Annotated in this window: 30 protein-coding genes and 3 pseudogenes; 15 read left to right on the forward strand and 18 right to left on the reverse strand. The window is 63.9% G+C overall.

Translation table 11 applies throughout. The features are described from left to right. From AiwAL_RS08680 to hmgA, 4 genes are read right to left on the reverse strand one after another with little or no spacing between them, the layout of a single operon-like run. Positions 1–954 (reverse strand): MBL fold metallo-hydrolase, encoded by a 954-nt coding sequence (locus tag AiwAL_RS08680; RefSeq protein ID WP_235702390.1) that lies wholly within the window; start codon positions 952–954, stop codon positions 1–3. Between the two features lie 9 nt (positions 955–963). Further along, on the reverse strand, positions 964–1,608 hold the full coding sequence (gene maiA, locus AiwAL_RS08685; protein ID WP_235702389.1) for a maleylacetoacetate isomerase: 645 nt from the start codon (positions 1,606–1,608) through the stop codon (positions 964–966). Next, positions 1,601–2,896: a fumarylacetoacetase gene (gene fahA, locus AiwAL_RS08690; protein WP_262312525.1), complete on the reverse strand. Its 1,296-nt coding sequence runs from the start codon at positions 2,894–2,896 to the stop codon at positions 1,601–1,603. Before fahA ends, maiA begins: the two co-directional genes overlap by 8 nt. A gap of 19 nt (positions 2,897–2,915) precedes the next feature. Continuing rightward, on the reverse strand, positions 2,916–4,223 hold the full coding sequence (hmgA, locus tag AiwAL_RS08695) for a homogentisate 1,2-dioxygenase (RefSeq protein ID WP_262312526.1): 1,308 nt from the start codon (positions 4,221–4,223) through the stop codon (positions 2,916–2,918). A gap of 83 nt (positions 4,224–4,306) precedes the next feature. Between hmgA and AiwAL_RS08700 the strand changes: the two genes are divergently transcribed. Next, entirely contained in the window at positions 4,307–4,747 is a 441-nt protein-coding gene (locus tag AiwAL_RS08700) for a MarR family winged helix-turn-helix transcriptional regulator (RefSeq protein ID WP_262312527.1), read from the forward strand. A gap of 2 nt (positions 4,748–4,749) precedes the next feature. Here the strand turns inward: AiwAL_RS08700 and AiwAL_RS08705 are convergent, their stop codons facing one another. Both AiwAL_RS08705 and AiwAL_RS08710 read right to left on the reverse strand, forming a co-directional pair. Beyond that, on the reverse strand, positions 4,750–6,741 hold the full coding sequence (locus tag AiwAL_RS08705; protein WP_235702385.1) for an elongation factor G: 1,992 nt from the start codon (positions 6,739–6,741) through the stop codon (positions 4,750–4,752). 218 nt (positions 6,742–6,959) lie between these two features. After that, positions 6,960–7,823 carry a DMT family transporter gene (locus AiwAL_RS08710; RefSeq protein WP_262312528.1) on the reverse strand — a complete coding sequence of 288 codons (864 nt, stop codon included), beginning with the start codon at positions 7,821–7,823 and terminating at the stop codon, positions 6,960–6,962. Positions 7,824–7,906: 83 nt separating this feature from the next. Between AiwAL_RS08710 and AiwAL_RS08715 the strand changes: the two genes are divergently transcribed. Further along, positions 7,907–9,370, forward strand: coding sequence for a PLP-dependent aminotransferase family protein (locus AiwAL_RS08715; protein ID WP_262312529.1), 1,464 nt, complete (start codon positions 7,907–7,909; stop codon positions 9,368–9,370). Here AiwAL_RS08715 and AiwAL_RS08720 read toward each other — a convergent pair. Beyond that, positions 9,267–9,737: a transporter gene (locus AiwAL_RS08720; RefSeq protein ID WP_235702382.1), complete on the reverse strand. Its 471-nt coding sequence runs from the start codon at positions 9,735–9,737 to the stop codon at positions 9,267–9,269. The genes AiwAL_RS08715 and AiwAL_RS08720 overlap by 104 nt on opposite strands. Here AiwAL_RS08720 and AiwAL_RS08725 point away from each other — a divergent pair. Further along, positions 9,709–10,059 (forward strand): hypothetical protein, encoded by a 351-nt coding sequence (locus AiwAL_RS08725; RefSeq protein WP_235702381.1) that lies wholly within the window; start codon positions 9,709–9,711, stop codon positions 10,057–10,059. The two genes, AiwAL_RS08720 and AiwAL_RS08725, sit on opposite strands and share 29 nt — an antisense overlap. Positions 10,060–10,090: 31 nt before the next feature. On the opposite strand, the gene AiwAL_RS08730 is transcribed toward AiwAL_RS08725, so the two are convergent. Continuing rightward, the gene (locus tag AiwAL_RS08730) at positions 10,091–10,975 is read right to left on the reverse strand and encodes an SDR family oxidoreductase (protein ID WP_235702380.1); all 885 of its coding nucleotides are present in this window, start codon (positions 10,973–10,975) and stop codon (positions 10,091–10,093) included. A 92-nt stretch (positions 10,976–11,067) separates the two neighbouring features. Between AiwAL_RS08730 and AiwAL_RS08735 the strand changes: the two genes are divergently transcribed. Continuing rightward, on the forward strand, positions 11,068–11,919 hold the full coding sequence (locus AiwAL_RS08735) for a helix-turn-helix transcriptional regulator (RefSeq protein WP_235702379.1): 852 nt from the start codon (positions 11,068–11,070) through the stop codon (positions 11,917–11,919). Here AiwAL_RS08735 and AiwAL_RS08740 read toward each other — a convergent pair whose 3' ends face one another. Both AiwAL_RS08740 and AiwAL_RS08745 read right to left on the reverse strand, forming a co-directional pair. After that, on the reverse strand, positions 11,920–12,216 hold the full coding sequence (locus AiwAL_RS08740; protein WP_235702583.1) for a helix-turn-helix transcriptional regulator: 297 nt from the start codon (positions 12,214–12,216) through the stop codon (positions 11,920–11,922). Next, positions 12,208–12,342: pseudogene (locus tag AiwAL_RS08745) on the reverse strand (IS481 family transposase); the annotation flags it as partial. The gene AiwAL_RS08740 and the pseudogene AiwAL_RS08745, both read right to left, overlap by 9 nt. Before the next feature lie 368 nt (positions 12,343–12,710). Here AiwAL_RS08745 and AiwAL_RS08750 point away from each other — a divergent pair. The 11 genes and pseudogenes from AiwAL_RS08750 to AiwAL_RS08800 all read left to right on the forward strand — a co-directional run bounded on the left by AiwAL_RS08750 (position 12,711) and on the right by AiwAL_RS08800 (position 18,369). Further along, on the forward strand, positions 12,711–13,112 hold the full coding sequence (locus AiwAL_RS08750) for a hypothetical protein (RefSeq protein WP_235702378.1): 402 nt from the start codon (positions 12,711–12,713) through the stop codon (positions 13,110–13,112). Between the two features lie 22 nt (positions 13,113–13,134). After that, positions 13,135–13,392, forward strand: coding sequence for a hypothetical protein (locus AiwAL_RS08755; RefSeq protein ID WP_235702377.1), 258 nt, complete (start codon positions 13,135–13,137; stop codon positions 13,390–13,392). Positions 13,393–13,640: 248 nt separating this feature from the next. Continuing rightward, on the forward strand, positions 13,641–13,865 hold the full coding sequence (locus AiwAL_RS08760) for an antitoxin MazE family protein (RefSeq protein WP_262312530.1): 225 nt from the start codon (positions 13,641–13,643) through the stop codon (positions 13,863–13,865). Beyond that, positions 13,862–14,218 (forward strand): type II toxin-antitoxin system PemK/MazF family toxin, encoded by a 357-nt coding sequence (locus AiwAL_RS08765; protein ID WP_262312531.1) that lies wholly within the window; start codon positions 13,862–13,864, stop codon positions 14,216–14,218. Before AiwAL_RS08760 ends, AiwAL_RS08765 begins: the two co-directional genes overlap by 4 nt. 145 nt (positions 14,219–14,363) lie before the next feature. Next, entirely contained in the window at positions 14,364–14,534 is a 171-nt protein-coding gene (locus AiwAL_RS08770) for a hypothetical protein (protein ID WP_235702374.1), read from the forward strand. Between the two features lie 21 nt (positions 14,535–14,555). Next, the gene (locus AiwAL_RS08775) at positions 14,556–15,509 is read left to right on the forward strand and encodes a recombinase family protein (RefSeq protein ID WP_262312532.1); all 954 of its coding nucleotides are present in this window, start codon (positions 14,556–14,558) and stop codon (positions 15,507–15,509) included. Then, positions 15,506–15,580 (forward strand): annotated as a pseudogene (locus tag AiwAL_RS08780) (hypothetical protein); the annotation flags it as partial. The gene AiwAL_RS08775 and the pseudogene AiwAL_RS08780, both read left to right, overlap by 4 nt. A gap of 208 nt (positions 15,581–15,788) precedes the next feature. Beyond that, complete coding sequence (locus AiwAL_RS08785; protein WP_262312541.1) at positions 15,789–16,289, forward strand: hypothetical protein; 501 nt, start codon at positions 15,789–15,791, stop codon at positions 16,287–16,289. A gap of 30 nt (positions 16,290–16,319) precedes the next feature. Next, positions 16,320–17,513: a phage integrase central domain-containing protein gene (locus AiwAL_RS08790; protein ID WP_262312533.1), complete on the forward strand. Its 1,194-nt coding sequence runs from the start codon at positions 16,320–16,322 to the stop codon at positions 17,511–17,513. Positions 17,514–17,593: 80 nt separating this feature from the next. Further along, the gene (locus tag AiwAL_RS08795; RefSeq protein ID WP_262312534.1) at positions 17,594–17,872 is read left to right on the forward strand and encodes a DUF1778 domain-containing protein; all 279 of its coding nucleotides are present in this window, start codon (positions 17,594–17,596) and stop codon (positions 17,870–17,872) included. Positions 17,873–17,874: 2 nt separating this feature from the next. Further along, positions 17,875–18,369 (forward strand): GNAT family N-acetyltransferase, encoded by a 495-nt coding sequence (locus AiwAL_RS08800; protein WP_262312535.1) that lies wholly within the window; start codon positions 17,875–17,877, stop codon positions 18,367–18,369. A 167-nt stretch (positions 18,370–18,536) separates the two neighbouring features. Here AiwAL_RS08800 and AiwAL_RS20380 read toward each other — a convergent pair whose 3' ends face one another. From AiwAL_RS20380 to AiwAL_RS08835, 8 genes and pseudogenes are all read right to left on the reverse strand, one after another. Then, on the reverse strand, positions 18,537–18,785 hold the full coding sequence (locus AiwAL_RS20380) for a helix-turn-helix domain-containing protein (RefSeq protein WP_408851440.1): 249 nt from the start codon (positions 18,783–18,785) through the stop codon (positions 18,537–18,539). A 35-nt stretch (positions 18,786–18,820) separates the two neighbouring features. After that, the gene (locus AiwAL_RS08805; protein ID WP_262312536.1) at positions 18,821–19,135 is read right to left on the reverse strand and encodes a DUF2274 domain-containing protein; all 315 of its coding nucleotides are present in this window, start codon (positions 19,133–19,135) and stop codon (positions 18,821–18,823) included. A gap of 26 nt (positions 19,136–19,161) precedes the next feature. Then, positions 19,162–20,436 (reverse strand): TrbI/VirB10 family protein, encoded by a 1,275-nt coding sequence (locus tag AiwAL_RS08810; protein ID WP_262312537.1) that lies wholly within the window; start codon positions 20,434–20,436, stop codon positions 19,162–19,164. 11 nt (positions 20,437–20,447) lie between these two features. Further along, positions 20,448–21,488, reverse strand: a complete 1,041-nt coding sequence (gene trbG, locus AiwAL_RS08815) for a P-type conjugative transfer protein TrbG (RefSeq protein ID WP_262312538.1) — start codon at positions 21,486–21,488, stop codon at positions 20,448–20,450. A 74-nt stretch (positions 21,489–21,562) separates the two neighbouring features. Beyond that, positions 21,563–22,258, reverse strand: a complete 696-nt coding sequence (gene trbF, locus AiwAL_RS08820; protein ID WP_262312540.1) for a conjugal transfer protein TrbF — start codon at positions 22,256–22,258, stop codon at positions 21,563–21,565. A 134-nt stretch (positions 22,259–22,392) separates the two neighbouring features. Then, positions 22,393–23,643, reverse strand: a complete 1,251-nt coding sequence (gene trbL / locus AiwAL_RS08825) for a P-type conjugative transfer protein TrbL (protein WP_316044775.1) — start codon at positions 23,641–23,643, stop codon at positions 22,393–22,395. Positions 23,644–23,717: 74 nt separating this feature from the next. Then, entirely contained in the window at positions 23,718–24,518 is an 801-nt protein-coding gene (trbJ, locus tag AiwAL_RS08830) for a P-type conjugative transfer protein TrbJ (protein ID WP_262312539.1), read from the reverse strand. Next, positions 24,515–26,059: pseudogene (locus AiwAL_RS08835) on the reverse strand (hypothetical protein); the annotation flags it as partial. The pseudogene AiwAL_RS08835 and the gene trbJ, both read right to left, overlap by 4 nt.

Raw genomic sequence — 26,059 nt, forward strand, 5'->3', positions numbered from 1 at the left:
CTATCCTTGCAGCGCCGCCCACATCTCCCTATCGCGCTCGGCCGTCCAGATTCGCGGCGTGTCGATGCCGAGTGCCTCGTCATAGGCGCGCGCCACGTTGAACGGCAGGCAATGTTCGTAGATGGCGTAGGACGCGAATTTGGCATCGCATTCGGCGCGGCACGCGGCCATCGCTTCTTTCAGCGAACCGCCGCGCGCGGCGACCTCGGCGACCGGGCGAAACGTGCTGCTGAGAAAATCGCTGGTGAGGGCAAGGGCTTCTTCCACCTTGGCGGTGCCGACCAGCGCGCCGCCGCGCCCCGGCGCCAGGGCTTTCGGCTTGAACGCCGCGATCGCCGCCAGCGTCGCCGGCCAGTCGGTGAAATGCGCGTCGCCGCAATAGCAGGCGGAGCGATATTCCACGATATCGCCCGAGAACATCACGCCTGCATCCGGCACGAAGGCGACGATGTCGCCCGCCGTATGGGCGCGGCCAAGATGCATGAGATCGACCCGCCGGCCGCCGAGATGGATTGTCATTCTGTCCGTGAAGGTGACGGTCGGCCAGGTCAGGCCCGGCACGCTGTCCGCCGCCTGAAACAGGCGGGGAAACCGCCCCAATTCGCTGTCCCAGTCTTCCTTGCCGCGCTCGTGGATCATCGCGCGGCATGTTTCGGAGGCGACGATTTCGGACGCGCCATAGGCGGAGGCGCCAAGCACGCGCACGGCGTGGTAATGCGACAGCACGACGTATTTGATAGGCTTGTCGGTGACGCCGCGGATTTTTTCGATCACCCGTTGCGCCATCACCGGCGTTGCCTGCGCGTCCACCACCATCACGCTGTCATCGCCGATGATGATTCCGGTATTGGGATCGCCCTCGGCGGTATAGGCCCAGAGTCCGGGGCCGATTTCGGTGAACGAAACCTGCTTTTCCGTCATGTCGCCGGTGGAGGCGAAGCCTGGCCTAGTCATGGGGGTTTCCTACTCGCTATCGGGTTGGCGTTCGGGTGCGGCGGCGGCGAAAGCCGGCAGCGCGCGGGCGGCTTCATCCACCGCGACAAGGCGCGGATATAGTGTCAGGTCGAGACCGAAGCGTCTTGCGTTATAGAGCTGCGGGACGAGACAGATATCGGCCAATGTCGGCGCATCGCCGACCGCATGGCGTCCGGCGGTCTGGGCGAGCCTTGCCTCGATCGCGGTGAAGCCGAGCGCCATCCAGTGGCGGTACCAGAGCTTGCGCGCCCCGGCATCGGCGCCGAATTCGGAGGTCAGGCGTTCGAGCACACGCAGATTGCCGAGCGGATGGATGTCGCAGGCTATGGTGAGCGCGATTTCGCGCGTCCATGCGCGCAGCCTTGGGTCCGCCGGCAGCAAGGGCGGCTCCGGGTGTAATTCGTCGAGATACTCGATGATGGCGAGGGACTGGCCGAGGGTGAAACCGTCGTCCTCCCGCCAGACCGGCACCAGCCCGGCCGGATTGAGCGCCAGATGCGCGCCGCCGCGCTGCTCGCCCTTGCGCAGATGCACGCTGACGGTCTCGGCGGGCACGTTTTTCAGATTGAGCGCGATGCGCACCCGATACGCCGCCGAAGACCGGAAATATCCATAGAGCGAGGGGTCAGCCAAGGTGCGCCTCCGCCGCTGTCCAGTCCGGCTCGGCCGGTGCGGGGAGAATTCTGCCGGTGCAGTCGCCGAAGCCGACGCGATAGCCCTCGCCCTGTGCCCAGCCGGTGAGCGTTAGCGTGTCGCCGTCCTCGAGAAATGTCCGCATCTCGCCGGTATCGAGGGTCAGCGGTTCGGCGTCGCCCCAGGCGAGTTCCAGCAACGAGCCACGGCTGTCTTTCGCCGGACCGGAGATGGTGCCGGAGCCGAGCAGATCGCCGGTTTCCATTTTGCAGCCGCTGCTCGCGTGGTGCGCCAATTGCTGGGCCGCGGAAAAATACATCTCGCGGTAATTGGTCCGGCTGATCGTGGTCGGCCGGCGCGCGCGCGGGGGCCGCAGCCGGATTTCGAGGTCGATATCGTAGAGCATCGGGCCCGGTTCGGTCAGATAGGGCAGCAACGGCCGCTCGCGCGGTGGCGTGGCAACCCGGAACGGCGCCAGCGCCGCCGCGGTGACGACCCAGGGCGAAATCGAGGTGGCGAAGGCTTTCGCCTGGAACGGGCCGAGCGGCTGGTATTCCCAAGCTTGGATGTCGCGCGCCGACCAGTCGTTCAGCAGGACATAGCCGAAAATCATGGCATCCGCTTCGGCGACGGTGAGCGGCCTGCCCATGACCGACGGCGTGCCGACCACGGCGCCGAGTTCGAGTTCGAGATCGAGCCGGCGGCAGGGGCCGAATCCCGGCAGACCCTGGCCGGCCGGCCTGATCTGGCCGAGCGGGCGCGTGATGTTAGTGTCGCTGACGACGACGGTGGAGGCGCGGCCGTTATAGCCGATCGGGATGCTGAGCCAGTTCGGCGGCAGGGCATTCTCGGGGCCGCGAAACATCGTGCCGACATTCTGGGCGTGATGCCGGTTGGCGTAGAAATCGGTGAAGCCGGCGACCTTGAACGGCAGGTGCAGGCGCACCGCCTCCAGCGGCGCCAGAACACGGGCCCGGAGCGCCGGATCGTCGCGCAATGCCGGATCGCCGTCGCGCGCGAAAAGTGCCCTGAGCCGCGCCCGCACGGCGGCCCAGCGCGGTTTTCCCAGTGCCATGAAATCATTGAGCGCCGGCTTGTCGAAGACCGGAGCGTCCCCGGCCTCGATCAGTCCCAGACGTTCCAGCGCCGCAAGGTCGGCCACGACATCGCCGATCGCCACGCCGCAACGCGGCGCCTCGCCGTCGCGGCCGAACACGCCATAGGGCAGGTTGGCGAGGCTGAAATGACACTCGATTAGATTGGCGGTTTCGATCCAGCTTTTCATCATGGTTTTCCGGTCCGCGCTGTTATTTCGGCTCCGGCGAGCCGTCGAATTTTTTCGCGATGTCGCGCCAGCACTCCACATAGTCATGTTGCAAGGACGGCAGTTGGGCGGCGAATTCGGTCAATTGATGGGCGAACCGGGTCTCGAACATGAAGGCCAGGGTATCGGTCAGCTTGACCGGTTTCAGCTCCGCCGTGCTCGCTTTTTCGAAAGCGCCGGCATCCGGTCCGTGTGGCAGCATGCAGTTGTGCAGGCTCATGCCGCCGGGAGTGAACCCTTCTTCCTTCGCGTCGTAGCGCCCGTAGATCAGCCCCATGAATTCGGACATGATGTTCATGTGATACCAGGGTGGGCGGAAGGAATGCTCCGCCACCTGCCAGCGTTCCGGGAAAATCACGAAATCGATGTTGGCGGTTCCGGCCTCGCCGGAGGGTGAGGTCATGACCGTGAAGATCGACGGATCGGGGTGGTCGAACAGGAGCGCGCCGACCGGCGAAAATGTTCTGAGATCGTATTTATAAGGCGCGTAATTGCCGTGCCAGGCGACGACATCGAGCGGCGAATGATCGATGTCGGTGACGTGGAAGTCGCCGCACCATTTGACCGTGACGCGGCAGGGCGTTTCCTTGTCCTCGAAGGCGGCGACGGGGGTTTTGAAATCGCGTGGGTTGGCCAGGCAGTTCGCGCCGATCGGGCCGCGCTCGGGCAGGGTCAGCTTGGCGCCGTAATTCTCGCAGACATAACCTCGCGACGGCCCGCCGATCGGCGCGACGGTGAATTTCACCCCGCGCGGAATGACCGCGATATCGCCGGGGCCGACCGAGATTTTGCCGAATTCGGTGAAGATGAGCAGCGCGCCGGTTTGCGGCACGATCAGCAATTCGCCGTCCGCATTGTAGAAATACTCGTCCATCATCGCTTCGGTGACGAGATAGACATGCGCGGCCATGCCGGCGTGACTGTAAACGTCGCCGGCGGTGGTGATCGTTCTGATCCCGGTCAGGAAGGTCAGTTTCTCGTCCGGGATCGGCACCGGGCCCCAGCGGATCTGGCCGAGCGGCAGGCCGTGCCGGACGATATGCGGCGCGGTTTTCCAGAATGGCAGGTCGACCGGCCGGAAGCGGCCGACATGCTTGACCGAGGGGCGAATCCGATAGAGCCAGGAGCGCTCGTTGGCACCCCTGGGTGCAGTGAACGGCGAGCCGGACAACTGCTCGGCATAGAGGCCATAGGGGCAACGCTGCGGCGAGTTCTGCCCTTGCGGGAGGGCGCCTTCGAGCGCCTCGGTCTCGAAATCGTTGCCAAAACCCGGCATGTAGCGCAACGTCATCACGGTGTTTCCTATGGATATGTCCCGCTCCTGACTATATTGTATCAAATCAAATGAAACGATTGTCAACCGCCAGGAGCGCCATGCTCGATCTCGACCATTTCCTGCCCTATCTGGTGAACCGGCTGGCCAGCCGGTTCAGCGACGAACTCGCCGAGGTTTACGCCGCGCGCTTCGGCATTTCGATTCCCGAATGGCGGGTGATCGCCCATCTCTCGCAGCACCGGAACGTCTCGGTCCGCGAAATCCACGAGCGGGCCGCCATGGATAAATCGAAAGTGAGCCGGGCGACGGCGCGGCTGGAAAGCATCGGCCTGGTCGAGAAGAAAGTGAACGGCGCCGATCGCCGGCTGGTCGAATTGCGGCTGACCCGGAAAGGCCGGCAGGTTTTCGAGCAGATCGAGCCGCTGGCGCTGGCTTACGAGCGGGACGCGCTCTCGGTGCTGTCGCCGGAGGAAAGGCGCGTCTTTCGCGCGCTGATCGACAAGCTGCTCCCGCCGCGCCAGACGACGACGGGCGAATAACTTTACTGCGCGGCAGCGTCGCGGGCGATCTTTTCGGCGAGCCGGGCGGGGGCTTCGGCCAGATGGTCGAATTGATGGACGAAGCCGCCTAACCCAGCGGTCTGCGAGCGGAGTTCGATGATCATTCCGTGCAGTTCGGCCTCCGGCACCAGCGCCTCGGTATCGTCCCAGCCGGACCAGCCGGGTTTTTCGCTGTAGCCGAGGATCTGTCCGCGCCGCCCGGTGAGCAGGCGCTGCACGTTCGCGGTAAACATGTTGGGCGCGCTCACCGTGACGCGATGGATCGGCTCGAGCAGCACCGGATCGGCCTTGGCGAGCGCTTCCGCCATGCCGGCGCGGGTCGCCGAACGGAACGCCATGTCCGAACTGTCGACCGAATGAAACCCGCCATCGACCAGGGTGACGCCGATATCGACGACCGGGTAGCCGAACGGACCCTTGCGGGTCGCCTGCTCGGCGGCATCGCCCACCGCCGGGATGTATTGCCTTGGCACCGCGCCGCCGACGATCCGGTCGATGAACAGGAAGCCCTCGCCACGCGCGCGGGGCGCGATATCGAGCTTCACGTCGGCGAACTGGCCGTGCCCGCCGGTCTGGCGCTTGAGCCGCGCGTGCTGGTGCACCGGCTTGCGGATGGTTTCCTTGAACCGCACCCGCGGCCGCGCGGTGCCGACCGCAAGGCCCCAGACCTTGGCGAGCCGGTCGATCGCCCGGTTGAGATGGATCTCGCCCTGGCCGGTGAGCAGCATCTCGCCGGTCTCGGGGTCGCGGATCAGGCTGAACGAAGGGTCTTCTTCGAGAAGTTTCTGCAGCGCGCCCGAGAGTTTGACATCGTCCTTGCGGTCGGCGGCGGCGATGGCGATGGCATGGACCGCAGGCGGCGGGGCGGGAAACCGCAGCGATTCGGGCGATTCGCCGAGCGCGGCCCCGGTCGCGACCCCGTCGAGCCGGCCAAGGCCGACCAGATCGCCGGTTTTCGCCTCGGTGATTTTCTGCGTGTCGTTTCCCGGATTGCGGAGAATGCCGCCGATCCGCACGCCGTCGAAACTCGCGCCGTCCCGCAGCTTGCCGCGCCAGACCCGCGCATAGGCGAGCTTGCCCGCCTGGCCGGCATAGGTGGTCTTGAACACCTGGGCGAGCGGCGGGCCGTCCGGCGCGATGCCCCGCCGCAAAGCGGTCGCGGCGGGATCGGGCGTATCGTGGCGAAGCGCCTTCCAGAGCCGCATCACCCCGTTGGCATGGTCCGCCGCGCCGAGCATCACCCCGGCAAGGCTCCGCTCCGCCACATCCTTCTGCAGGTGTTCGTAGAGCTCCGCCGGAGTCGGAATCGCACCCTCGATCACCTTTTCAAGCAGCGCGTCGTCCCGGTCGGCGAGCGTGTCGATCAGCGCCTCATGCGCCGCCTGCCCGGTTCCCGCGATATCGTCGGGCATGCGGATCAGTTCGGACGCGGTATCGGGCCGGTAGCGATAGGCGCGCTCGGAAACCAGATCGACATAGCCGGTGATCGCCCCGCCCTCGCCGATCGGCATCTGGCGCAGTACCAGCGGCCGGTCCGCCTCCGCCTGAAGTGCTGCGAGCAGATCCTTCAGCGGCACTTTCAGCGTGTCGATCTTGTTGACGAAAACGATGAACGGCACCTCGGCCGCCTCGACCATGCGGAAGATCGAGCGCAGCGCCAACGCGCGCGACGGGTCGGGCTCGGCGACCACGACCGCGAGATCGGCGACGGCGAGCGCCGAAGCGGTCTCATAGGCAAACTCGACCGAACCGGGGCAGTCGAGCATCGCCCAGGGATCGCCGAGGAAGCTGCAATGGGTGAGCCGGGTTTCGGTGCTCGGGATGTGCGATTTCGCCTCCCCGGCGCGCCGGAGCGGCGTGCCGGAGGCCGTCATCAGCGCTTCGAACAGGGTGGTCTTGCCGCTGCCGTAGGGGCCGATCAGCGCGACCGCGCGCGGTCCGTGCTGGATTGCGTGGGATTCGGCGTTGCCCATCGTTTCTTCTCCCTCGTCAAGCGACGCTAGTGTGGCAGGTTTCCGCGACGACCGCACGCGATCATTCAAGCGAGTACGACGGCCGACGGCAAGAGCCGACATGGCCGGTTCAGTTCGGCGCGATCAACAGGAGCCTGGGAAAATAAGCACGCTAGCCGGCGGCGGCGCGGGTCAGCGCCGTGATGGCACTGGTGTTCATCGCGACATCGCCGCGTTTGCTATGCCGCGAATTTCCTCGCGCCCAGGACGCTGAGCACGACGGCGGCGGTCACCGCGATCATCGCCGGACTCACCCGCTCGTGCAGCAGAATCGCGGCAAGGACGAGGCCGAAAAACGGCTGAAGCAACTGCAACTGGCCAACCGCGGCGATGCCGCCCAACGCCAGCCCGCGATACCAGAACACGAAGCCGATCAGCATGCTGAACAGCGACACATAGGCGAGGCCGCCCCACGCCGACCCGCGAATGCTCGCGAGGGACGACGGCATGGTCGCCAAGGTCAGCGGCAGCATGACCGGAAGCGACAGCACAAGCGCCCACGAGATCACCTGCCAGCCACCGAGCCGGCGCGCAAGCTTCGCCCCTTCGGCATAGCCGAGACCGCACACGACGATCGCCACCAGCATCAGAACATCTCCGACAGACGCGGCGGAGAGGCCTTGCGACAGCGCAAATCCCGCGACCAGCGCGCTGCCGAGGCAGGAGAACAGCCAGAAAGCCGGGCGAGGACGCTCGCCGCCGCGCAGCACGCCGAAGATCGCGGTTGCCAGCGGCAGCAGCCCGACGAAGACGATGGCATGGGCCGCGGTGACCAGCCGGAGCGCCAGCGCGGTCAACAGCGGGAAGCCGACGACCACGCCCAGCGCGACGACGGCGAGGGAGATCAGATCGCCGCGCCTCGGACGCTGCTCGCGAAAGGCGAGCAGGAGGACGCAGGCCAGCAGGCCGGCGATGGTCGCGCGCGCGACGGTCAGAAACACCGGATCGAAATCCACCACCGCCGCCCGCGTCGCCGGCAGCGACCCGCTGAACACCAGCATCCCCAGGAATCCGTTGATCCATCCGGCCGTCGTCTTGTCCACCGCCTGCTCCGTCGTTTTGCCGGTTATCGAACCCGGCGCATGGCTTTGCCAGAGACGATCCGGTATGGTTTCGCGAAACTGTTATGACACGTGAAGCAGTACGGATGGACGATCATCAGCTCATCGAAAGAGCGGGGGGAACCCTGGTCGGGCGAGTCATGGCGGCGATCCGCCAGCGGATCGCCGCGCGCAGCCTGACGCCGGGGGCGAAGCTGCCGTCCATCCGGGCCCTCGCCAAGACGATGCTTGTCTCCACGTCCACCGTCGTCGAAGCCTATGAGCGGCTGGCCGCCGAAGGCGCGATCCGCTCGCGCCCCGGTTCCGGCTTTTATGTCTCGAGTCCGCTCGCGCCGCTATCGCTGGCGGAAATCGGCCCCAGGCTCGACCGGGAGGTCGATCCGCTCTGGGTGTCCCGCCAGGCGCTGGAGGCGGGCGAGGATATCATGAAGCCCGGCTGCGGCTGGCTGCCCGCCTCGTGGATGCCGGAAGCGGCGTTGCGCCGGGCGTTCAGAACCCTGGCGCGGGCGAAGGACGCGACTCTGACCGATTACGGTTCGCCGCTCGGGCTTGCTCCGCTGCGCCAGCTTCTGGCGCGGCGCCTGGGCGAGCGCGGTATCGAGGTGCCGCCGGACCAGATCATGCTGACCGAATCGGGCACGCAGGCGATCGATCTGCTGTGCCGGTTCCTGCTCGAACCCGGCGACGCCGTGCTGGTCGACGATCCCTGCTATTTCAATTTTCATGCCCTTCTGCGGGCTCAGAGGGCGAAGGTCGCCGGCGTTCCCTACACGCCGTCGGGGCCGGACATCGACATGTTCGCGCAGGCGCTCGCCGAACATCGGCCGCGCCTCTACATCACCAATTCGGCGATCCACAATCCGACCGGCGCGACCCTGTCGCCCGTCGTGGCACACCGGCTGCTCAAGCTCGCGGATCAGTCTGGGCTGATCATCGTCGAGGACGACATTTTCGCCGATTTCGAGCACACGCCGGCGCCGAGGCTGGCCGCCTTCGACGGTCTCGACCGGGTCATTCATATCGGCAGCTTCTCCAAGACTCTGTCGGCCTCGGTGCGCTGCGGCTTCATCGCCGCGTCGCGCGGCTGGATCGAGGGGCTGACCGATCTCAAGCTCGCGACCGCTTTCGGCGGCGGCCGGCTCTCGGCGGAACTGGTGCTGATGCTGCTCAGGGACGGCAGCTACCGCAAGCATATGGAGGCGCTGCGCCTGCGCCTTTCCCGTGCCATGATCGAGACATCCGCCCGGCTGAAAGCGCTCGGGATCGTGCCATGGATCGAGCCCCAGGCCGGCATGTTTCTCTGGTGCAGGCTGCCCGGCGGGATCGACGCCGCCGACATCGCGCGGCGGGCCTTGGCCGACGGCGCGGTGCTCGCCCCCGGCAATGCGTTCAGCCTCTCGCAGACCGCCAGGGGCTTCCTGCGCTTCAACGTGGCTCAATCGACCGACGAGCGCCTGTTTGCCGTTCTCGAACGGGCGCTGCGGCAATCGCAGGCGCCGCGCGACTTGGCACGGCAATCGGAACGTTGAGGCGGCGGATGGCGAGGATGCCGACGGCCTTGCTCCAGGCAGTGCATGGCCATGGCGTGCGCCAATCTGGTCGAATTCTCCAACCTTCGGCCAGCGGGGCGGTAAGCTTGTCCCTGGTGGTCTGGTCGTAGACGTAGCCGGTGATGCCCAGTTCGAATTTCGGCGAGAAATTCCAGCCGGCGGCAAAGTCGATGCCGAGTTCGTTGCCCGAATGATACGGGGAATTGGTCGGGTTCGTGGCGGCGATGTCGCCATGCGCGAGATGGTGCAGGATCTGCGTGTTCATGATCGGACGGCGGGCGAGGGCGAGGTGATCGGGTTTCGGCAGACCGAGCCGCGTGAGGTCGCCGTTCACCGTGCCGATCATGGCGATCGGCACGGTGGCGGGCGCGCTTCTGGGCGCCCGGCGTGAGAAGCCCAAGTTCCCGTTGCTGCTGATCGGCGCCGCGGCACTTACCTTCACCAACACGACGAACAGCCTGATGCAGCTCTCGACCGAGCCGGCCACGCGCGGGCAGGTGATGGCGCTGCGCGTCGGCATCGCACTCGGGGGCGCGCCGATCGTCGGCTGGGTGGCCAATCATTGCGGGCCACGCTGGGTCCTCGGCGTCGGCGCGGCTTCAGGCCTCGCCGCAGCGATCGTGGCCGTTTATGCCTTGGCTCGCCCGAGACCACGACCTTCGGTCTGATCTCCTGTGCCTCGGATTGTCCTTGCGAACGTCAGCTATCGGATACGCGCAGTTGTTCGAGATCGGCGATCAACCCAGGTCCAGTTGGTTCCCATCCGAGCGTCTTCCGCGTCTGCGCGCTGGACGCGAGCATATCGTATGCCGCAAACATGCCGAGCCAGCCAAAAAAGGCCTGGGCCTCTTCCGGGGCGATGGATTTGACCGGCAGGTTCAGGCGCCCACCAATGGCTTCGGCAATATCGCGCATCGGCACACCCTCTTCGGCGACCGCATGATATCTGGCACCCGCTTCATTCTTCTCCAGCGCCAGCCGGTAAAGCCGGGCGACATCCGAAATATGCGCCGCCGGCCAGCGATTGAGTCCGTCGCCGACATAGGCGCACACGCCCTTTTCGCGGTACACCTCGATCGCAGGGGTGATGAGACCCTGTTTGATCGGGTCGTGGACCTGGGGAAGGCGCATGACCGAAGCGCGGACGCCCTTCAGCGAGAGAGCCGTCTGTTCCGAAACACGGGGGAATGGGAAATCCGGCGGTATCACGTCATCTTCGGTCGCAATCTGACCGGGCCCGGCCAATCCCGCGAGCCCCCCTGTAACGATGAGGGGGCTGGCGGAACCAGCCAGAACAGAACCCAAGGCTTTAATGGCGCGGCGGTCGATCTCGCAATTCTCTGCAAATTTCGACCAGTCGTGGATGAAGGCCAGGTGAATGACGGCATCCGAAGCGCTTGCCCCCTGACGCAAGCTATCAAGGTCTTCAAGCGAACCGCGAAGAACATCCGCGCCAATGGCGGCCAGGGATTTTTCCCCTTCCTCCGAACGGGCCATGCCGAGAACCTTATGTCCGGCGGCGATCAGTTCCTTGACGGTGGGAATGCCTATGAATCCGGTTGCACCGGTGACGAAAACACGCATGAGCAGGTCTCCAGGTTTTGCTGCAGACAAATCTCGGCCCAAGGTTTATTCTGGTAAAGTAGTGACTTTATCATGGTATGATGATTAACAGGATGAGCGCGCATCTGGCTACCGAGAACCTGTTCGGGATCTATTTGCGGGACCGCCGCACCAAGCTCGACCCGGCCGCTCTCGGCTTTCCCCCGGAGCGCCGCCGCACGCCCGGCCTGCGCCGCGAGGAAGTGGCGCAACGCGCCAATATCAGCCCGACCTGGTACACGTGGCTCGAACAGGGGCGCGGCGGCGCGCCCTCGGCCGACGTGCTCGACCGGATCGCCCGCGCGCTGATGCTGACGGAGGTCGAGCGCGAGCACCTCTTCCTGCTCGGCCTCGGACGCCCGCCCGAGGTCCGCTACCAGGAGAACGACGGCGTCACGCCCCGGCTACAGCGCGTCCTCGACGCGTTGGACCCGAGCCCTGCGCTCATTCGGACGGCGATCTGGAACGTGGTCGCCTGGAACCGGGCGGCCACCGTCATGCTGGGCGACTATGGCTCCTTGCCGCCGCATCAGCGAAATGTGCTGCGCATCATCTTCCTCGACCCGCGCGCCCGCGCCGTGCAGTACGACTGGGAGAGCGTGGCGCGCCACGTGGTGGGCGCGTTCCGTGTAGACGCCGCGCGTGCAGGAGCCGCGGCGGAGGTGGGACCTCTCGTTGATGAACTCTGCCGGCTCAGTCCCGAGTTCAGGACGATGTGGGCGGAGAACGATGTGCGTGGCGGCCAGTACGAAGCCGTCAAGCACATACGCCACCCGATGCTGGGACCACTCGCCTTTGAATATTCGGCCTTCTCGGTCGACGGACGGACGGATCTCAGCATGGTGGTCTACAACCCGGCGACGCCGGCGGATACGGAGAAGATCAGATCGCAGATCGGCTCGACGCCAAGACGCGAGGAGATATGATCATCGCTCCGTGCTGCTGCGGCGTGTCGAGGCTGCAAGCGTCGCCGGTTCTGTCTGCTCGCGCGCATATCGTGCCGGCGGCAGTCCGACATAGCGGGTGAATGCGACGCTGAACGCGCTTGCGGAGCCGTAGCCGACGCGTTCCGCAATTTCGGCGACGCCGCTTTCGTTCTGCCGGAGCATGTTCTTAGCCAAGGCCATGCGCCAGGCGAGCAGATACTCCATCGGCGTGACGCCTACCGCGCAGCTGAACCGCTCGAAGAATGCTGAACGAGAGAGCTCGGCCTCCTTCGCCAATTGTGCGGCCGTCTTTTGGTTGACCCCGTAGCGTTTGGCTAGAACCCTCAGGCTCTCTTGACTATGCTGTATCGCTCGACGGACCGCCTCTGTCGTGGTGGCGCGCCCATGTAAAACCTGGACCATAGGGCCTCCTTCCATCCACGGGAAAATATCGCACCATAAAAGTCCGGGATCAAACACCTACGCGGGCGAACGGGCGGCCAACGCCATCCACATCACGCTCGAAATCATCCGCCGAAGCCTTCCTGTACGCCGCTTCAGCCATCATCTTGCTGCGCCGCCTCTTAGGCGTAGGTATAAAGTGTGGGTAGAACCGCAATAGCCAGGATTTTTGTTTTATATCAATTATTTATGCGGCTAAGTTGGCGGGTCATGCCCGATAGCGATGATCACTACGTTTTCGCTGTGGCGCTATTAAACTGGTGCTGGACACCAAATTGGTTGACGCGACACCAATATAGTGCCATAAACGACTCTGCCGATGTCAGCCGATGAAGGTCGCTATGCCACAACCCGTATTGCCTACCGCCAGTCAGCTCGCGCTTCTCGTGTCGCTCCTCATCCAGCGATACAGCGCGGAACGAGGCAAGGACGTCTCGCGCTTCCGATTGGCCAGAAACTCGCTTCGGCGGCTGGCCGTACGCGAGCGACTTCGGGATGCACTGATCGATGATTGGACCGAGGCGATGGCTCGCGATTACGGTTGGCTGGTTTTCCTCGACGCCGAGGAGTTCCTGCTCCTGAAAAAAGACAGCGCCGCGACATGGACCAAGATAGCCACCAAGCGGTGTGACGATCTGATCAAGCGACTGCGAGCTGGCGATTCCAGCGCAATCGACGACGCGGAAGCGGAGTTCGAACCTTTGCCAGAACCCGACGACGGCGACGAGTAACTTCCTCACGGAGAGATCCAACATGGCGTTTTCGGTTCGCGTATATTTTGATGATTTCGGGAATCTTCATAAAGCTCGTCTTATCGGTCAAGTCCGGAGGCTGGCTGACGAGTTCGGTCGCCCTGGAATCATTGGCAAGCGCGGTCAAACCAACCTTCGCATTCACCAGCAAGGCTATCTTCGGATCGTCTGGCCGACCCATCGGCAAGCGCGTCAATATCAAGATGCGGTCGCTGAGTTTTGGGGAGATCGCGTTTCGACACGTCAGTTCCAAGTCTGAATCTGCGAGGGCCAGATAAAAGGCCGCACATTGCGGATCGGTCGGTTGATTGTTTTTACTTCTGTTTTTCGCCGAACCGACAATGTGCGGCCCTGAAGCGCAACGTGCGCCGTGCCGTCAACATATTGCCCAATAACAACTTTTTGCACATTTCTCAGTCGGCGATAGCTGAGCTGCCGGATCGAATCCGCTTTCCATGCCGAGCGTTGCGTGATAGATTACATGTAACCATATTGGAGAACCAAGTCATGGCGCAGGTTAGAGGCGCTAAGCCCACCAAGATGAAGGTGCAGGAGCATCGCGACCGGCTGCGCGCCCAGGGCCTGCGGCCGATCCAGATTTGGGTGCCGGATGTGCGCGCGTCTTCCTTCCGATCTGAGGCGCACCGGCAATCGCTAGCCGTGGCGGCGAGCGCCCATGCAGCCGAGGACCAGGCGTTCATCGACGCCGTCTCCGATTGGGACGATGAATGAGGCGGGGGGACATCTGGACCGTCTCCGGCGGCAAGGATTATGCGGGCAAGCCGCGTCCCGTCGTCATCGTGCAGGATGACAGCTTCGACGCGACGGACTCGATCACGATCTGCGCCTTCACGACGGACCCAACCGAAGCGCCCTTGTTCCGGCTTCCGGTCGAGCCGAATGAGCGCAACGGGCTGCGTTCCGCCTCCCGGCTGATGGTGGACAAGATCACCACCGTCCCGAAGTCCAAAGTCGGCGATCGGATCGGGCGGCTGGACGACGAGGATGTGGTCCGGCTCAACCAGGCTGTCATGGTGTTCCTCGGTCTGGCGGTGTCGCCGAGAACGGGCCAGAAAGGAGAATGATGAGAAGCGCCGCGACCGAGGTGAAGCCCGGCGCAGCGCGGCGAAATCATGGGCTGTTCTGCTTGAACTGCGCCCGCGCGATACTGCTGCTATGCCACGGCCCGCGCGTAAACCTGTTCCAACCGTATCCGAGCAGCTTGGAGCGTTGCTCGGCTATCCTTGGCCCTTTCCCGGCCGACCGCCGAAGCACGACCTTTCGACCTGGACCGTCACCGATGACTGGCCGGAGCATGTGCCCGTCACGGAGGCCGAGGTGGAGGTGTTCGAGCGATGGTTTGCCGACCTGTTCGACGGGCTATTCGGGCCATGCCGATGAGTTAAGAAGGAGACATGCGTCATGACCGTGCCGCTACGCGCTGCCCTCTATCTGCGCGTCTCGACGGCGCGGCAGGCCGAGCACGATGTCTCGATTCCCGATCAGAAGCGTCAAGGCGAGGCGTATTGCGCATCGCGCGGCTACCAGCTCATCGAGACCTATGTCGAGCCCGGCGCATCAGCAACCAATGACCGACGCCCCGAGTTCCAGCGCATGATCGAAGCGGGTACGAGCAAGCCCGCCCCGTTCGATATCGTCATCGTCCACAGCTTCTCGCGCTTCTTCCGCGACCACTTCGAGCTGGAGTTCTACGTCCGCAGGCTGGCGAAGAACGGGGTGCGGCTCATCTCGATCACCCAGGAGATCGGCGACGATCCGATGCACGTCATGATGCGGCAGATCATGGCGCTGTTCGACGAGTATCAGTCCAAGGAAAACGCGAAGCACGTGCTGCGGGCCTTGAAGGAGAACGCCCGGCAAGGCTTCTGGAACGGCTCACTGCCGCCGATCGGCTACCGCGTCGTCGCAGCCAAGCAGCGCGGCGCGAAGATCAAGAAGAAGCTCGAAATCGACCCGCTACACGCGGACACGATTCGGCTGATCTACCGCCTCGCCTTGGAGGGCGACGGGACATCCGGCCCGATGGGCGTCAAGAACATCGCGGCTTATCTCAATCAACGCCGCATCTTCACGCGCGATGGCGGACGCTGGGGCATCGGGCAGGTTCACCGCATCCTGACGCGGACCACCTATGTCGGCCGCCACGAGTTCAACAAGCGCGGCAAGAGCAAGGCGCTGAAGCCCGCCAGTGAGATCGTCACTGTCGCCGTGCCGCCGCTGATCGATCAGGCGACGTTCGATGCCGTGCAGGCGCATCTGCGCGCCCGCAATCCGAAGGTCACGCCGGCGCGCGTCGTGAGCGGCCCAACCTCCTTACCGGCATCTGCTTCTGCGCCGCCTGCGGCGGCGCCATGACGCTCAGGACCGGGAAGGGAGGGCGATATCGCTATTACACTTGCTCGATCAAAGCGCGGCAGGGCGAGACCGGCTGCAAGGGCCGCTCGATTCCAATGGAGAAGCTGGACAGCCTTGTTGCCAAGCACCTTGCCGATCGCTTGCTCCAGCCGGAACGGCTCGAGGAGCTTCTGGCGTCCATCCTCGACCGCCTGCAGGAACGCACCGAGCGCCGCCGCGAGCATATCGCCGAATTGAACAAGCGCGCCGCCGAGACCGACCTGCGGCTCAAGCGGCTCTATGGACGCGATCGAGGCCGGCGTCGCCGATCTCGACGACCCGGCGCTGAAGGAGCGCGTCGTAAGCCTCAAGACGATCCGCGACCAGGCGCGAGCCGACGCTGCGCGTGCCGCCGCGATGCTGGAGACGTCAAGCCAACAATCCATCTCGCCGCAGATGGTCCAGAGGTTCGCCAGGACGGCACGCGAGCGGATCAGGATCGACGGCGGCGGCTACCGCCGCGACCATCTCCGCGCGCTCGCCCAGCGCGTCGAGGTGGCAGATCGAGAGGTCCGCATCATCGGCTCAAAGACCAATCTGCTTCAGACACTGGCCACCGCAGCCGGCGTAAAGCCGGCTATGCCCGGCGTTCGCAGTTCTGTTCTGAAATGGCGGAGGGGATGTCCGCCTGTATTCTCTCCATTGCCGTTCGCGCATTGTCGGAAACCCCATGATTCCTATGATAATTCTCAAATTCTACTCCGCCCCAATTCACTTCCGTTCGCCTGCAGCCGCGTCTAAGGTGTAGGTAGAAGTGTAGGTAGAATTAGGATGCGAAAACTCACGGACAAGGCGATCAAGGCGGCGAAGCCCGGCTACCATGCCGATGGCGACGGGCTGTATCTACAGGTAAAGGGTAACGGGGAAAAGAATGGTCGATCATGGCTCTTTCGCTACAAGGTCGGCAAAAAGACGACTTGGATGGGGCTGGGCAGCTACAGCACGGTATCTCTTGCCGACGCCCGAGAGGCGGCATTTCTGGCTCGGAGGCAGCTTCGGCAAGGCGTTGACCCCTTACAGCATAAGCGCGCAACCAGAGCTGTCGAGAAGAAGATGCCGCGGACGTTCAGGATCGTGGCGCAGGAATATATCAAAGAACATAAGGCCGGCTGGCGCAATGAGAAGCACGCCGACCAGTGGGTGGCGACACTCAAATCCTACGCTTATCCGGTGCTGGGTGACGTTGAGGTCGACGCGATCACCCTTGAACACATCCTTCGTGTTTTGAGGCCGATTTGGACGGAGAAGTCTGAAACCGCGTCTCGCATCCGGGGGCGCATGGAGAGCATTCTGGACTATGCCGCCGTTCATGATTGGCGCTCGAGCGAAAATCCAGCCCGGTGGCGGGGCTATCTTTCCGAGGTGCTTCCGGCAAAGACCAAGGTGGCTAAAGTGGAACACCATGCGGCACTGCCCTGGAAGGAGATGCCTGGCTTTTGGGCAAAATTACTCTGGAAGGACACGATTTCGGCCAGGTGTCTGCAATTCCTGGTGCTGACTGCGTCGCGGAGTGGGGAAGCCCGCGGCGCTCGGTGGGATGAAATCAATCTGGAGGAGAAGGTCTGGACCATTCCGGCCGATCGCATGAAGGCAGCCCGCCCGCACCGCGTGCCGCTATCTGATGCCACGATCGCAGTCCTTGAAGGCGTCAAACCACTCGGCGGCACACTGGGTGATTTGGTCTTCCCTGGCGGCAGAAAAGACGCGTCGCTCTCGGATGTCGCGCTCTCAAAGGCTGTTCATGCCATGCACGCAGGGGTCACCGTGCATGGCTTTCGCTCGACATTCCGGGACTGGTGCGCCGAAGCCGTAGCGTGCCAACGCGAAATTGCCGAGGCGGCACTGGCACATGTGAACCGGGATCGAGTCGAGGCCGCGTATGCCCGCACTGATTATCTGGAACGCCGGCGGGAGTTAATGACGAGTTGGGATAAGTTCCTTGCCGCAAGGAATGAGGCGACCTGACTGTAGCGAAAGTCGACGGTGACGGACGTAATGACAACGACGTTACGGCCTGCTATAGCGACGCTGCAAAGGAAAGAACGATGCCCAGGTCACAGACTACATATCGCGATACGCTCAATCTCCGCATCAAGCCTGAAGAGCGAGGCTTGATCGATCGGGCGGCAACCGTCACGGGGAAAACGCGAACCGATTTCGTGTTGGAAGCAGCCCGTCGTGCTGCCGAAGAGGCGCTGCTCGATCGCACCATCTTTGCAGTCAATCCAGAAGCCTACGCAGCCTTCCTGGCGCGACTCGACGAACCACCGACACCAAATGATCGGCTGAGGCGGACCATGCAAACGGCCTCACCCTGGGACTGACGGTGCCGCTCTCGCGACCGGAACCGCTTGCCGACCACCATGAACTTGGCGATTTTTTCTCCGGAACCGACTCTCTCGATGAATGGCTCAAGCGTCGTGCCCGACCAAACCAAGTGAGCGGCGCATCCCGCACTTTTGTAGTGGTCGATCATGGCAAGGTCGTCGGCTACTACGCACTGGCGTCTGGCGCCATAACCGCAGCAGCGAGCATCGGCCGCTTTCGCCGCAACATGCCCGATCCGATCCCTGTCGCGGTGCTCGGTCGCCTTGCTGTTGATCGTTCCCTACAGGGAAAAGGGCTTGGCCGTGCGTTATTTCGCGATTGCGCCCTTCGTGTTGCACACGCCGCAGACACGATTGGCATCCGCGGGATCGTCGTTCATGCGATTTCCGAAGGGGCTAAGAATTTTTATCAGGCAATCGGCTTCGATGCATCGCCGACCGAGCCCATGACGCTGATGGTCACGCTAGGCGACATCTGCCTTCTTCTCAGATAGCTCGCAACCACATCTGCTAATAGGGAAGCTTCGAAGCCCTGGATATCGACCATTCTGTGAGACCGCCTGCCCCACTAACCAGAGCGTCATGACGCCTTTGCTTTGCAGTCGAAATTGAACTGACGGGAGAGCGGCAGGCCCCATTCCCGATGTCCTTCGCGCGAATGTTACTTCTTGCTTCGTCCATCAAACGATTCGTTCCCAATTAGCGTTTTGAGAGATGCGACTAGCACGAGACGTCGCCTGCCGATCGAAATCGTCGAAAGCTTCTTGTCGGCTATCAATTCATAGACCTTCGTCCGACCTAAGCCGATGGCAGCGCATGCATCCGCGATCGTACATGTCAAGCGATCGGCAAACGGTATCGGCTCTTTGCCCGTGTGTTCCGGAGATGGTTGTTGAGAAGAATTACTCATAATCGGTTCTTTCCCTCCATGACGGGTTGCGAACCTCACCTCGTTTCGTCGCTGCGGGCCGCCGCCGAGAGGGTTTGATCCTGAAGCTGATTGATTGGACGCATCGGCCGTTTGGCCTGCGGAGCGACGTTGTACGGGATCTGCCTTTTCGCTTTCACAAAACCCTTGTCGCTGTCGAGGAAAACGCCGAGCATGAACGGGATCAGGTCGGCGACGGCTTCCGCTTCGCCATAGGTGGCACGATAGATTTCGGCGTACTGGCGGAGCGCCTGATTGAGTTCGGGCAATACCGTAATGGTGATCTTAACCGGTGTTCGGTCGGGCAGCCTCGCGAGTTTCAGTTCGGTCATGATCGGTCTCCTGGCTTTCAGACTCGTCATCCCCGGTAGGGCCGGAGCAAAAGATCCTTGTCGACGATCACGCGCAGCGGCCAGCCGGGGCGGATCGTGATGGTCGGTTGGATGTTGAGATCCTTTTCGATAATGCGCTGGCCGGCCTGGTTGGTGCTCTCCTGGGTCGACTGGCTGATCGCCTGGACAAGGTTGCTCTGGCTAGTGCCGAAGGTGGCCTGGGTGCCGACACCGAGCAGCGTCGAGAGCGCGACACCCTTCAGCAGGGTCCAGGTATGGTAATCGACTCCATCCTTCAGCCCGGTATAGCCAGCGGCGTCGGTCGCCGGCAGGTTGTCGATCCGGATCGAGGTGCCATTCGGCATGATGATGCGCTGCCAGACGACGAATGCCCGGCTCTGGCCGAAGGCCACGACACTGGAGTAGGTGCCGATCAGGCGCGAGCCCTGCGGGATTAGCAGAATATGGCCGATGACGGTGTCGTAGACGTTCTCGGTCACCTGGGCGACCACCATGCCCGGCAGATCGGAATTCAGGCCGGTGATCAGGCTTGCGGCAATCACGGTGCCCGCCATGACCTCATCGGGCGAGACCGGCCGGCGCAGCCGATGATCATTATAAATACTGCCTGATGATGCCGGGCTGACCAACCCCCGTTTCTTCTCCCGATCAATTTGCCCGTTCGCTGAGTTCCGGGACGGGACTGTGCCGCCCATGCCGGTGCCTCTAGCGGCGGCAGAGACTACAGTAGTGGAGCCCGGTGGGCCGGCCGACCTCGATCTTGAATTCGCTCCGGCACCCGTCTGGGTCGTGAGTTGGAAGAACACGCCGGCCTCGCTGGCACGCCGCGCCTGCTGCGCAAGACGTAGTTGCTCAGCCCGTTCCGCCTGATCTTCGTTGTCCGGACCACCGGATGGATTGAGCCCGAGCGATTGTTCGCGCAGCACGATCGGCGGTCCGAGATCGCCTGGCAGCGGCGGCCCCAGGCGCGGCGGTGCATTCGGCTCGGTCATGGGTCTTGGCTTCGGCAGCTGCCCGTAATTGCTCGGCAACGCTGCCAATCCGCCAGGCAGCGGTTGATGCCCCGCGTTGTAGAGTTCTGCTCCACTTCCCAGCTTCGGATGAAATTTTGCGCCATTCAGCGCGATCCAGGTGATACCGGCGATTACAAGGCAGCCGATCGCGGTGAGGCCGATCAGCAGGTTGCGCTTGAACCGCACCACCCGCCGGGGCGACGCCGTCAGGACCAGGGATTCGGGATCCAGTTTCGGTGGCGCGGAATGAGATCCAGGCTGGCTCATGGCACCGTGCCCTACCAGCCCGTCCGAGCGCCCGAAGCCGCGGCGCCGGTTCTGGTGCGGGTGATGCGGACGATCTGCTGAGGGTTCTTGCCGAGCCGCAGTTCGGCGGCGGCGAAGAGCTGGTCGACGATGTAATAATTGCCGTGCATCCGGTAATTGACCAGCTGGTCGTTGCCGTGCGGCCCGACGACGAAGAGCGGGGGCGCCTCACCCTGGTCGATCCGCCGGGGAAACTCGATATAGACTTTGCGTCCGTCATCGAACGCGCGCACCGGCCGCCAGGGTGGATCGTCCCCGGAAATCCGGTACCGAAAATTCAGGTTTGCGAGGGTAACGCCCCTGGCGATCGGTGCTGCGGCTTCGGCCTGCCGATTTTTCTGCCGAAGGGCAAACAGTTCGTCCGCCGGATAGGTCCAGGAGATCGCCGCCATCGCGGTGTGATCGGTGCTTTGGAGTTCCAGATGGTAACTGCGCCGATCGGTCATGATCACCAGGTTGGTGTTCAGGCCAGGCGCCGTGGGTTTGACCAGGATATGAACCTGTTTGTTGGCCCCCTGCCCGCTGGTGGTATTGCCGACGACCCAGCGCACGGTATCCCCGGCGGCGACCGAGATCAGTTTTTCGCCGGGTTGGAGCGCGATATCGGTCACCCGGTCTGGCGCCGCAAAGAGCCGGTAGAGTGCGCCTTTGACGAAGGGATAGACCTGGATCGCGTTGACGTAACCCTGGGCGATGGGTTCGAGCAGTGCGGCGTTGTTGGCGGCAGAAACGCGCGCGGCCGGCGAACCCTCGTGGACATTTGGCTTTGCCCCCGAGTCTCCTCGCGCCGCAGGTAGCTTCATCAGCTGGCCGGGGAGCGGCAGGGGTTCCGCGACGGTGACGATCCGCACCGGTTTGGGCGGATCGGGTGCGAGGGCGGCTGGTTTGAAGTCGGTGCTGTCGTAATGGATGGCGGGCGGCGGCGGCTTGCCGGCGCAGGCCACGAGCGTCAGCGCCGAGACGGCCAAGACAACAGTGCTTCGAACCGTGCGATTTACGCGAATGGGGTGCATGACTCCGGATTCCTTGCAGGGGCTGGGGCTTGAATTTGAGGTCGCGCCGCTCCTGGGCTGATCATCAATTCCGGTCATCGGCTGGCTCCGGGCACGAACTCGCGCGACCAGGAGATCGTCTTGACGTAGAGGCCGAGCGGGTTGTGGCGCAGCACAGCGGCGGTGCGCGGCGGCTTGATGACGACGGTCAGAATGGCGGTCCAATGTGTCGTCGCCGCCAGGCTGCCCTGGCGATAGGCCTGCTCGGTCCATTTCACCTGGAACGAGGTCGCCGAGGCGCGGACGACGCTGGTGACGTCGACCGCGACGCTGCGATGGCCGATCGCCTTGAACGGGTCCTTGCGCCGCGCGTAATCGTCGAGGAAGAGCGCTGCATGGCCGGTGGCAAACTCATAGGCGTTGAGCCAGTCCCGGCGCACCAGGACGGGATCGGTCGAGAGCGACCGGACATCGGTGATGAACCGGGCGAGGAACCACGCGATCTGGGCATCGGTTGGTCGGTAGGGCGTGATTGCCGGGCCGACGGCTTTGACCGCGCCGCGCCGGTCGACCTCGACGACATAGGGCGTCACCCGGCTTTGCGCCGATTGCCAGAGGAGTCCGCCGGCGAGCCCGACCGAGAGTGACAGGCAGCCGAACGCCATGAGCCGCCAGTTCCGCGCCTGGACGCGGGCGGACCCGATCCGCTCGTCCCAGAGTTGCCCGGCACGTTGATAGGGCGTGACCGGCTCGGCCGTGCGGCCGTAGCGTTGCAGCGTGCGCCTGAACATCACGATCATCCCTCTCCGTCGCTCAGGTCGGGATTGGCCGCGGCACCCGGACGATCACCCTCCTTGATGGCCTGGGCGGTCGCGTGACGATGGTGGCGGCCACGCTGCTCAGCCCGCAGCCGGCGCCCCTCCGCTCAGGCCGGCGGTGCGGAAGCATTGCCACTCCACGAATTATTGGCTGCTGCACCCCCCGCCGAGTTAGGTGTCGAAGCGGTAGAAGCCGGGCCGCCGCCGGTGGCACGCCACGCCGCCTGCCTCCCGGCTTGGGCACTTTCGGAAAGCGAATTGCCGGCGCGTTGCGTCATCGACCGGGCGCCCTGCGCAACCGTTCCACCGCCGGCGCGGGCGATACCGCCGATACCGGCGGCAATCCCCGCCATGCCGGCAGCACCCGAACTCGCCTGCCCTACCCCGTAGGCGGTCGATGCGGCCGACCCCATCGCGGTGCCGGCACGAATCGTGGCAAGTCCGCCGGACCCGGCGGTGCCAAGCAAACGGGCGCCACCGAGGGCAGCACCTCCCGTCAGCATCGCGGCACCGGCGACAGCGCCCGCAGTGCCGATCGCCGCCCCCGCGCCGAGCTGCGGCGCGCCGGAGACCAATCCGGTGGCGATGGCGGGGCCAAAAATGCCAAGCCCGAACAGGGTGATCGACGCCAGCACCAGCGACATCGCCCCGGCCAAGTTTGGCTCCTGCCCCTGGGCAGCACTGGTGAAGGCGCTGAACTCGGTGCTGCCAATCCCGACGATAACCGCCAGCACCATCACTTTGATGCCGGCGGAGACGACATTGCCGAGCACGCGCTCGGCAAGGAACGCGGTCTTGTTCCACAGGGCGAAGGGAACCAGCACAAAACCGGCGAGCGTGGTCAGCTTGAATTCCAGCACGGTGATGAAAAGCTGCACGGCGAGAACGAAGAACGACAGGATCACCACGAACCAGGCGAGCAGGAGCACGGCGATCGTCACGAAATGGGTAAAGACCGTGACGACGCCGATCAGCGACCCGGCCTGCTGCAACAACGGCCAGGCGGCGGTAAAGCCGACGCCCGCAAGCCGTCCCGGCATCAGCAAATCGGCCGCGGTGAGCCCGGTCCTGGTGGCATCGAGACCGAGCGTCGAGAAGGACTTGAAGACGATGGAGGAGAGAACTTGAAAATTGCCAATGATGAAGGCGAAGGCGCCAATATAGAGCGTCTTCCTGATCAGCCGGGCGAGCACATCACCCTCATGGTCGAGCGCCCAGAACAACCCGGCCAGAGTCATGTCGATGCCGATCAGCACCGAGGAGAGGGCAACCACGTCGCCGTTCAGCAATCCGAAGCCACTATCGATGTAACGAATAAACACCTGCATGAACTGGTCGATGATGTTGAGATTGGTCATCGGATTTTTGCTCCGGGGCGAGAACGCTGATTCATTGGTCGTCAATCAATCGTCAGGTGATCGCCGGTTGATCATCACGGGCTGTAGGCGGTGCTTGAACCCAGGAAATTCTTGAACGCGGCGCGGCCTTCGGCTTTGGCTTCGGTGTCGTTGGCGCCGGTCAGCGCCTGGGCGCGATCCTCGGCCGCCATCAGGGTCTCGGCCTGCATCTGCTGCTTGATCGAGAGGGCGAGCAGCTGGTTGGTCGCCTGGCTCGCCTGCAGAGTACCGGCAGCGCTTTGCGAGGCGTTGACCAGGGCGGCGAGCTTGCCGGTGTCGGATTGCACGGTCTGGGCGATCCGCGACTGCACAGTCATGGTCTGGCGGAACGCGTCGCGCGCGTCCTGCCACCGCGCTTCCGCGCCGGCGACCAATTGCGGGACGGGAGTGCCACTGCCGTATTGGCGCGGATAATTCTGGCTATAGGCGGCCTCGACGGATTGGACGTTGAAGCCGATGCCCTGGGCCTGGTTCATCAGGCTGCCGATCCGCTGCAGATCGTTGGTGATTCCGGTCAGGGAGGAAAAATTCAGATGGGCGAGGTTCCGTGCCTCGTTCTGCAGCATCAGCGCTTCGTTCTGCAGCGACTGGATCTGGTTGTTGATCTGCTGGAGTTCGCGTGCCGCCTGCACCACGTTCTGGACAAGGTTCGCGTTATCGATCACCGCAATTTGTGCCCCGGCGGTGATCGGCGCGCCCAAAGTTGTGACCACGGCAATGACCGGGAGCAAAATGCGGGTCAAAGCATCCGCGCGGATGCGTGAGGCCGGCAAGCCGCCGAACCGATGCCGGAGACCGGACGGGAAAACGTGAGAGTTCATAACGTGAGAACTCATGATGGGTCTCCTGAATTGTCGGGGGGATCGGGTTGCTCGAGCGTGTTCGCACGATCGGCTTGGACAATCTGGCCTGATTGCTGACGGTCTACGGCAGCGTCATTCGCGTCCGGGAATGGCGCGGCGTTCACCGTGTTAGGTTGACGCACGTCCGAAGGCGTCGCGGTACTCCTCCCGTTAAGAAAAGGGACGACGGGAGATACCGCGGCGGCACCTACATCTGGGCTGCTCATGTCCAGGGAGACCCCTGGATAACTCGCGAGCAGATCGGCGGCCCAATCGAGCCCGGATTCCGCCAGAAAGGCCTGCGCAAAACCCTCTGTGCCGTGCGCGGCGAGGACGCGATCGATGCGCTGCTGATCGGCCGGCGAAGACGCCCCGCACAGAGCCTGCGCGATGGGCCGGAGCGCAAGTTCGAACAGCCGGTTGCCGCGGCGCGATTGCAGGTAATAATGGCGCTTCGGCGTCGCGCGGGCGATCAACTCGATCTGGCGGTCGTTGAGACCAAACCGGTCATAGCCAGCGCGGGATTGCGGTTCGATCGCACGATCGTTCGGCAGGAAGATCCGCTGCGGACAGGATTCGATGATCGCGGGTGCGATGGTGCTGCCGGCGATATCGGCCAACGACTGGGTCGCGAAAACGACGGCGACGTTCTTCTTGCGCAGCACCTTGAGCCATTCGCGGATACGAGCGGCAAAAAGCGGATTGTCGAGATAAACCCATGCCTCGTCGAGGATCAGCAGGGTCGGCCGGCCGTCGAAGCGCTCCTCCAGCCGGTGGAACAGATAGGTCAACACCGGCGCGACCACACCGGCCTCGTGGAGCAGTGCCTCGGTCTCGAAACATTGCACGTCGCCCAGTGCGATCTGGTTTTCCGCGCCGTCGAGCAGCCGGCCGAACGGGCCGTCCAGCGTGTAGGGCAGCAACGCCGATTTGAGGGCGTTCGACTGCAACAGGACCGACAAGCCGGTCAGGGTCCGCTCCGCCGGGGGTGCCGTGGCGAGGCTGCTTAGCGCCGACCAGACCGCCTCCTTGATCTCGGGCGTGACATTGACCTTCTCGTGGGCGAGCAGGCCGCCGATCCATTCGGCCGCCCAGCTACGCTCCACTGGGTCGTCGATGCCGCGTAGCGGCTGAAAGGCCAGCGAGCCCCCCGACCCCAGCGCGTGATGCTGGCCACCCATGGCGAGCACCGCGGCGCGGGCGGAAAACCCTTTGTCGAAGACGTAGAGTTTTGCGCGGGCATAGCGCCGGAACTGCAATGCCATCAGCGCCAGCAACACGGATTTACCGGCGCCGGTCGGACCGACGATCAGCATATGGCCGACATCGCCGACATGGCTGGAGAACCGGAATGGCGCAGAACCGCTGGTCTCGGCATGGAAGAGCGGTGGGCCGTCGAGATGGTCGTTGCGCTCGGGTCCCGCCCAGACCGAGGAGAGCGGCACCAGATGCGCGAGATTCAGCGTATGAACAATCGGCTGGCGGATATTGGCATAGGCGTGACCCGGCAGACTACCGAGCCACGCTTCGACCGC

The sequence above is a fragment of the Acidiphilium sp. AL genome, from assembly GCF_025499445.1.
In the GTDB taxonomy this organism is placed as follows: Bacteria; Pseudomonadota; Alphaproteobacteria; order Acetobacterales; family Acetobacteraceae; genus Acidiphilium; species Acidiphilium iwatense.